Source organism: Acidimicrobiales bacterium (assembly GCA_035533095.1).
In the GTDB taxonomy this organism is placed as follows: domain Bacteria; phylum Actinomycetota; class Acidimicrobiia; order Acidimicrobiales; family Palsa-688; genus DATLUM01.
Genome location: DATLUM010000040.1, coordinates 121,859 through 129,816, shown reverse-complemented (window position 1 = coordinate 129,816; position 7,958 = coordinate 121,859). Strand labels below are relative to the sequence as shown.

Sequence of the window (7,958 nt, the reverse complement as noted above, 5' to 3'; positions counted from 1 at the left end):
TGGCTTCTTCTACCCGGTCCGGTAGAAGTTTCGGTAGAAGCGCCGGCGGGATCAGACGTGGAGTCGGGACCAAGGGAATCACAACTCCGCGACTCCGCGACTCGGCGAAGGGCACTCCGCACCCCGAGGTAACTCTGATCTGAGGACCCGAACTCTTGACGCGCCCCTCCCTCACCATCCCCGTAAAGAGCGAATCGGCTGTTCACGGCAGGTATCCGCCCTACGGCTATCCCGGCTCGAACGGGTCCATACCGACCGATCCTCAGGGTGATGTGATCATCTTGTGATCACATCAGGGAGGCGTGCAGTTCCACCGAGCCGCGGCCACCGCTCCCGGTTCGGGGTTAACAGTCGCTGGTTGAAGATCCGTAACGAGCTGCTATCCGCCGCTTCTGACGGGAACCCTGCCGTGGCTTATTGGAATTGATGGAGACGAGGAGGAATAGGAGCCACAACATGAACACCCCTCCGGCCACCATCCCCGCGCCAAGAACCGCCGCGGGCACGCGGACAGCGTCCGAATCGTGAACACCCACGTCGTTCCAACTGACGAAAGCTCCGGCGAACACCGCTGCTGTGACAGCGCCGAAACGGAGGTACCATCGAAGGTATCCCTGCATCGCTGACAGGATACCTCTGCGTGGATGACGTGGATCCTGTTGGGATGCCTCGCAGGTCGCCATTCCCGTTGGGACTGGGTCCCGCGGGGATTTCGGTGCCGATCGGGCAAGATCGCTCACGACGAAGTGCCGCCGGCGTCTGGCCTATCCAACCACCGAGGTGCAGAGTCTGACACGAGCCAGCCGATGGGTACGAGTTGCAGTGATCGTGGGCGTCGTTGGGCAGGCCTGCGGTCTAGTCGCATACCCTAGTTCCGGTGGCCTCGAGCGACAGCGTCGAGACCGACCGGCGTGACAAGTCGCCGCCTGGCACGTCTTTACCTTTACCGGCTCTTTCGTTTTCAGCGGGGACCGGGTTGTGACAGGCGAGGCGCTTGGATCGTGACCGGCCACGGCCGCGCAGTTGCTGAACGTGCCGACGCGCTCGACCATTTACGTCCTGGAGAGTTGCGTGACAGCACCAGTTCCCAGGCCGGATCGGTGGCGACTGTGAGTAGGACCATGCGAGACCGCTGCCGCGCCCCGCCGGCGGCTCAATCCCTGTTGTTCCCGACGTGGCCTCATGTACCGAGGTAGCAAGGCCTGGGACTCAATCACCGCCGTTAGCTGCGCTCGCCCCCCTTCGAAGATTCGGCGCTGGCCGCCCGCCCTCGCGCACCCAATGGGCCATCGTGGACGAAGCGAGCGTCGCCATCGTCAGCGCGCTCATGACGGGTGTTGTCGCCGACTTCTGTTGGTAGCACCAAGGAGAACAGTTCGGACTCGGCGTCGCGCAGGAATGCCGGAAAGGCGAACGCCTGGGGGTCACTCATTCGTGACCGAACGCGTGCGGCTAGATGGCGCCGTGATTGTTCGAAAGCAAGATCCGACGCGCCTTGGTTGACGTCTACCGCGAAGTGTGATACGTATGCGATACGAGGTGGGGACAAGAGGGCCCCCTCCCCTAAGGGAGGTGGAAGATGGCACTGCGAGCTTTTCGGCCATCAGGTGGGACCGGCCGGATCAGAGGGATGCCTTCGGTTCTGCCATTTGCTAGCAGACCCAAGGGCACTCGTGACGCAGGGGGGTGTCAGCCATGAAACTCCGTCAGGCCGCCATCGCGGCAGTTGTGGTTCCTTCGCTCGTTTCCATCCCTGCGGAACTCGCGTCGGCCTCCGTTTCCACGACTGCTGTTTCTCGTCTCGTTGCTCAACAAGGGGTGGGGAGAGCCAACATGATCCCGGACAATAGCGGACTGCATTGCAACAAATCGGTCTGCACAAGTGTCGTGGGTAGAGGCGATTACATTAGCACTTGGTACACTGGGGGTTCAGTAACTCCTCGGACATGCAACCCCATAGCGAAGTTTTATCTTGCCTCTATCGGAGTGACGGCCTCTTATAGGGTCTCGGGTTGCCGTTCATACAGCTTCTTCTCGAAGACGATCTATCCTTACCACAGCACCTCATGGAGTTATACAACAGCTTGCAATTCTTGGGCTGCGAACCCTGGCATCCCCGGTAGGCCCTGCGTCAGCATCCACCCATGATCCGGCCAAGGTGGTATCCAATGCTTATGAACAGAAGACGAGCAATCATCCTGGGCACTGTGACCCTTGGGACCGGTCTGACGATATCCTTCGGACTTCAAGGCCTACCCTCGGCGTCCGGAGCCAGGAGCGCACACTTTGCACCTGCGCCTGGCAATATGGCCTCATTCTTCCAGTCTCAGCTGAGCCAACCATGTGTCATGTATCGGTATCCTAAGAGCATCATCGCTACGAAAGAGATTGATGGCAAGAAGTTCCACGATCTTAACCCCGCTGAACGCAACGAATACCGACAGAAGTATGGCATCCCAGTGAGTTGTACCGTCACTCTTCGGCCTGACACCAATTCGACTTCTGCCTCGCCTGCAGGGAATGACAGTCAGCCGTAGTTCCAGGCAGTCACCCATTTTCATCTTAACAGCTGCTCGATCCGGATCGACCCTTCTTCAGCGACACCTCGGTGCTCACCCGCTCATCGCGGCGCCACCGGAGACGAATCTAAGCAACCTTCTCCAAACCTTCATATTTGTATCGACTGTCCTTAGAACGTCGCTGGTCGGCGAAGATATCTTTGACCTAGACAATCCGCCGGCGGAGCTCCTGGAGCAAGTGAAACTACTGGGCTCTCAACCACTGAATCAATATACGGCTCACCTGGGGAAAGCTCGGTGGTGCGAGAAATCGTTGACGAGTGTGTACTGTGCAGAACTCATCCGCAAAGTGTTCCCAGAGGCACAGTTCATCTGCTTGTATCGACACGGCATGGATATGGTTGCCTCGGGACTTGAGGCTAACCCATGGGGATACAGCGGTTATGGCTTCGAACCGTACGTGAGGGCGAGTCCGGAAAACTTGGTGGCGGCACTACTGCATTATTGGCTGGATACTGTAAGGCCTGCCCTTGCGTTTGAAGCGTCTAACCCGGAGATTTGCTTTCGGCTCTACTATGAGGCATTAGTAACCGAGCCGGAAGTGACCTTGCAGGCGTTGTGCGAGTATCTGGAACTCCCTTGGGCCTCTGAAATGCTCGATCCAAACAGTGTGTTTTCCTCTGGTAGTAGCTCTGAGATCGGCCCCGGCGACCACAAGGTTCAGTTTACTAGCCAGATCGAGACGGAGTCTGTAGGGCGTGGGGTTGAGATTCCCGTTCGGCTGGTTCCTGAGTTACTTCGACAAGCCTTAAACGACACACTGAAGGAACTTGAGTATCCGACTGTCGGCTCGGACTGGAACATGCAGCCCGCTCTTCTGCGCGTCACCTCGGCATCTCGCCGGCAACATATGACGACCTCACTGGAGAAGATTTTTGCCGGAGTTGTCGACAAACTGCAAACGCTCGGACTTCCCGGTAACCCGAAGCCTATAAGAGTCATAATCGATACAGTGCCTCGACTGGAATGGCTCATCGACTTCAGCACCCGGCAAGCAATCTTTGGTGCTGAGGTACAGGAGCGGGAGACGGCGATTGTCGTGGCGCCTGAGGCATTTATAAATCTGGCTAGTGGCGGAGTGGCTGCAGGCTCATTGCTGCGGGATAATGTGCTTCGGTTCGCGTCGGAGACGAGCCAGCGAGAGGAAGTAGAAGTCGTCAAGCTGCTGGTGTCCTGCTTGCTCGATAGCGAAACCATCTGAATATGACGACAAGCGACGTAGGGGGCCCCTCCGCCACGACCAGTCACCGGTCGATTGGCACGAATCTCGTCGCGGCTCTAGGTGTGTCTGGCGCGGTCCAGCAAGTGTGCAGCGCATTGCGGCGAGCCCTGCCGAAGGCCACCTTTTATAGATCGTGAAAGCGGCTTCGCGCTCCGGGAAGCGCTTTGTTGGCTCACAGGTCGATTTCGGGTCCCCGGAGGCCGACTGAGCGATCGATGCCGAGGTGGTGCTCGGCCTGGTGGGCTGGCGTCATTGTCTGCTCAAACGTGTTTCGTATTCTCAGATCTCTGACGACCTGCTCGCTGATGGTCGCGGCCCGCTGGGCCAGTTCCGCCCACTCGGCCGGGTTGATGCCGCCGGGCTCGTACACGAGCTTCAGGTGTTGGTCGGCGATCTTGATCTCGCGGCGTGCCCGGTCGGTCTGTTGGCTCCAGCCTGTCCAGGGCGGGCTGATGCCGTCGTTGCGGTCGAGGGCAGCTTCGACGGGTAGGGCGTGGTGGCACCACACGGCACGGCCGGCGACCGATTCCGGAGGCTGGCCGAGACGCTTGACCAGATCAGGAGGGGGGTCGGACACGAGCGCGTGGACGCGTTGCGGGCGGATGTGGTCGAGAGCGGCGTCGAACTGAGCGAGGCCGGTCGCGAGCTCCTGGCGCTGCGGGGTGCTGTCGTTGAGCGCCTGCTTTCGTTGTTGCTGGTAGTCGGCGATGGCGGCGAGGCGATCCCGGAGATCGTGTTCCGCAGTCCGGGCCTCCTCCAAGCGCTGCTGGTGGTATGCGAGCCTGCCTTGAGCGGCGGCGATGGCGTCGCGGTCGTGGCGTCCCCAGTGGCGACGGCTGGCTTCATCGAGTCTCGCCCGGCTGTCGGCCAACGCTTGTTCGGCGTCGTTTCGATTCCTGACGACCTGGGGGAGCTGGGCCCGGGCGTCTTTCCATTCGCTGGTCCGGTCGGGGGGCAGGGAGGCGTCGAGTTGGTCGATGCGGGCGGCGGTGGTGGCGCGGGCGTGGCGGACCTTTTCGATCCCGAAGGCGAGTGGATCATCGGCACGGACGCAGGTCGCCACCGTCTGGGCCCAGTGGTCATCAAGCCGATCGCGAAGTCTTTGGAGTTCTTCTCGGCGCCACCCTTCGGTCTTCTCGAAGCGGTCGTAGGCGATCTGGTCGCACTCGAGCGCTTGGACGCGGGAGGCGATGTCGTCACGTGCCTGCCGGGCAGCCGCCGCCCGCTGTTGGTCGGCCGCGAGCCTGTCTTCGAGGTAGCGCCGCTCTTCTCGGCCCCGTCGGCTCAGCCCGGAGAACGCTCCGAGATCGTCGAGCTGTCTGGCGGCACCTGTGGCGAGAGTCTCCATGGCCTCCACCCGGAACTCGACAGGGCGCAGCTGCTCGACGGCCGCCGCCAGTTCCTCGCCGGGGTCAGTCGGACGACCGGCGAGGACATGGTCGTGTTCGACTATCTGGTCGCGCAGTTGGCGGTCCAGGGTCCAGGGGTCGGACCGGGCGGCCAGGGTGGGATCGGGTTGGCGGGCCAGAGCCTCGGCGACCACTTCGGCTGGGTCGCGCTGGTCGGCCAGGATCCCTCCGTAGTCGATGGTGATGAGCGGTTTGGTGTTCCAGGTGTGGGTCGGCTGGCGGGAGCGGGTCTGGCCGGTGTAGCCCCTGTAGGCGTCCAACGCGGGGCTGCCCAGCAAATGACAGGCCTCCCAGGTGCCGCCCTGGGCGCCGTCGACGGTGCGGGCCCAGGCGTGGGAGAGGTTCGGCGATCCGTCCTTGCGGGTTCCTTGTACGAAGCTGGCCGGCAACACCGTCTCCTCGGTGTCGCGGTCGACAAGGACGGTCAGCCCGGTCTCTTCGACGCGAGTGACGGTGGCGGTGGTGCCGTTGACCAGACGGCTGCCCGACGGGCCGCAGCGTGCATGCAGGAGGATCCGGTCGCCGGCCTGGTAGTCACGGTCGGTGGTCCATCCCGGCCCGGTCATGATCGGCCCGCCGATCACCGCACTGTCGGCCAGGGAGGCTCGGATTCGATCGGCGAGGTCCTCGGCGTCAGTGTGCGATACCACCAGCGCCGCTACCTGCTCGGCGCCATAGGTGGCGACGTCGTCGCATACGGCGAACGCCATGGCCTGGCGGGCTTCGCCCGGGCGGGCGTGCTCGTGCTCCCAGCCGTTTTCGGCCCGCAATTCCTGCGACGCTGTGGCCTGGCCACGACGGAGCAGGCCGAGAGCGTGGCGGTCGGTCGGGTCGACCTGTCGGCGGTTCACCGTCAGCTGCGCCGACGGGATCCGGCCAGATGTGGCGAGGGTCTCGATGTGGTCGGCCATCCCGCCCGCCCCGACCGGCTGCGACTGGCGAGGGTCACCCAGGATCCAGATGCTCCCGCCCGGACAGGCGTCCACCGCGGCTAGCACGGCCTCGACTTCCCGGGTGGGGGTTTGGGAGATCTCGTCCAACACCACCACGGTGCCGGCGGCCAATGGCCCGTTGGTCAGGTCAATGCGCAGCCGTGCGATCGTGCGCGCGTCCAGACCGGCACCCTTGAGTTCGGCGACCGCTTTGGCGGTGGTTGCCACGGCCACCACCGGCCGTCCTTCGCCGGTGGCGGCTTGGGCCGCGGTGTGGAGCATGGTTGTCTTGCCGTAACCGGCCGGGGCCAGCACACATCGCATTCCGGCGCCTGAATCGGTCAACATCATGATCGCGGCCACCTGATCTCGGCCCAGGCCCGGCTCCAGCTGCAGCGCTTCGCTCACGGCCCCGCCGCTAATCGCGGGGACGGTTCGGGCGGAGAGGGTGTCCGCCAGGGCCAAGGTGCGGTCCTCGGTCGCACGATGAGCCGCCGTCGACCACTGCAGGGCCCTCCTCCGGCCCGGCTGGTCGTCGGGGGTCAAGCGCACCGCCAGATCCGAGATGAGGAACCGGTCGGCCATAGCGGTGATCTCCTCGAGGTCGAGCCGGCCGCCCGACAGGGCACAGATGTGCTCGACCACGTCCGCTTGCGTGAACCGGGCCGAGTGGGCGCACAGCCCCACCTCCGAGTCGACCAGCGCCTGGGCGATCTCCTCCCAGCCCGGCCCCTCCACCTCGGGGTTCCCGAAGCACACCGCTTGCTCCAACTCGGCCCCGACCGCCAGGTCCACCTTCCGCGCCTCGATCTCCCACCGGCCGGCCAGCAGGCTCGGGGTCAGCGAGCGGTCCTTCCCGGTCCGGGTAGCCAGAGACGCTTCGTCGTCGGCTTGCATGCGAAGCGCCGGCGACTCATACCAGGCGCCTTTGGCCTCCAGTTCCGCCTCGATCTGGGCGGAGCGCTTGGAGAACGCTCGCAGCTGGGCCCGGCTGAAGCCTTCGATCTCCCGGGTGTTGTGATGATCCGGACCCCAGCACACCCCCAACCGCAACGACAGCGAGCGCTGCAGCTGGTTCTGGTACACCGACCCGGCCGCCCGGGCCCACTCGAACAACGGCCCCGCGTCCATGCCCACGTGCCGACTGTCCGTGGTCCGCTGAACCAGATTGGGGAGCAGGCAATGCGAGTGCAGTTGAGGATCCCCTTCCCGGCTCGTTCTGTGGGTGAACCGGGCGACCACCCAGCCCTCCGCGGCCACCCGTCGGCGCACCCCTTGCGACTGGACCCGGGCCACTGACGCCTTCTCCTCCAAGAACCCCAACGTGGCGTCCACCGCGTCGCGGTGGGCGGCCGCCACCGCCTCGGCCACCGGCTCAGACGCCAACGCCCACAACAGCGACACGCTCTTCGGCGACGAGAAGGTCAGATCGAAAGCTCTCACCTTGCGCGGCCGCGACCCCGCCAGAAGATCCTCGCCGGTCACCGGGTGCTTCCCCTCGACCACGGCGCGCAGCTCGTCGGCCTCCACCACGCCGGCCAGGCCCAGCTTCTCGGACCACCGGCCGGCCCATACTCCGGGGGACTCACCCACACCGGCGTAGTACTCGTCGATGCTCAGCGCTACTGAGGAGATCAGATACTCGGCGTTCGTCAACCGCGTCACCGTCAACATTCCCCACCACCCCCAAACCGATCCACCATTCCATCTCCATCCACCACCACAACCCCCATCCCCACGACCATCACCCCACCAACCGTCAGCCCGTCTCCCCCCGCAGGCCAACCCACGACAGACACCTGCCACCCCTCCGGGG

General features: G+C 63.8%; 2 protein-coding genes. One reads left to right on the top strand and one right to left on the bottom strand.

Going from position 1 to position 7,958, the window contains the following annotated elements:
• Positions 1–2,520: 2,520 nt before the first annotated feature.
• Positions 2,521–3,780 (top strand): sulfotransferase, encoded by a 1,260-nt coding sequence (locus tag VNF71_04240; GenBank protein HVA73754.1) that lies wholly within the window; start codon positions 2,521–2,523, stop codon positions 3,778–3,780.
• A gap of 193 nt (positions 3,781–3,973) precedes the next feature.
• Here VNF71_04240 and mobF read toward each other — a convergent pair whose 3' ends face one another.
• Positions 3,974–7,807, bottom strand: coding sequence for a MobF family relaxase (mobF, locus tag VNF71_04235; GenBank protein ID HVA73753.1), 3,834 nt, complete (start codon positions 7,805–7,807; stop codon positions 3,974–3,976).
• Positions 7,808–7,958: the final 151 nt, after the last annotated feature.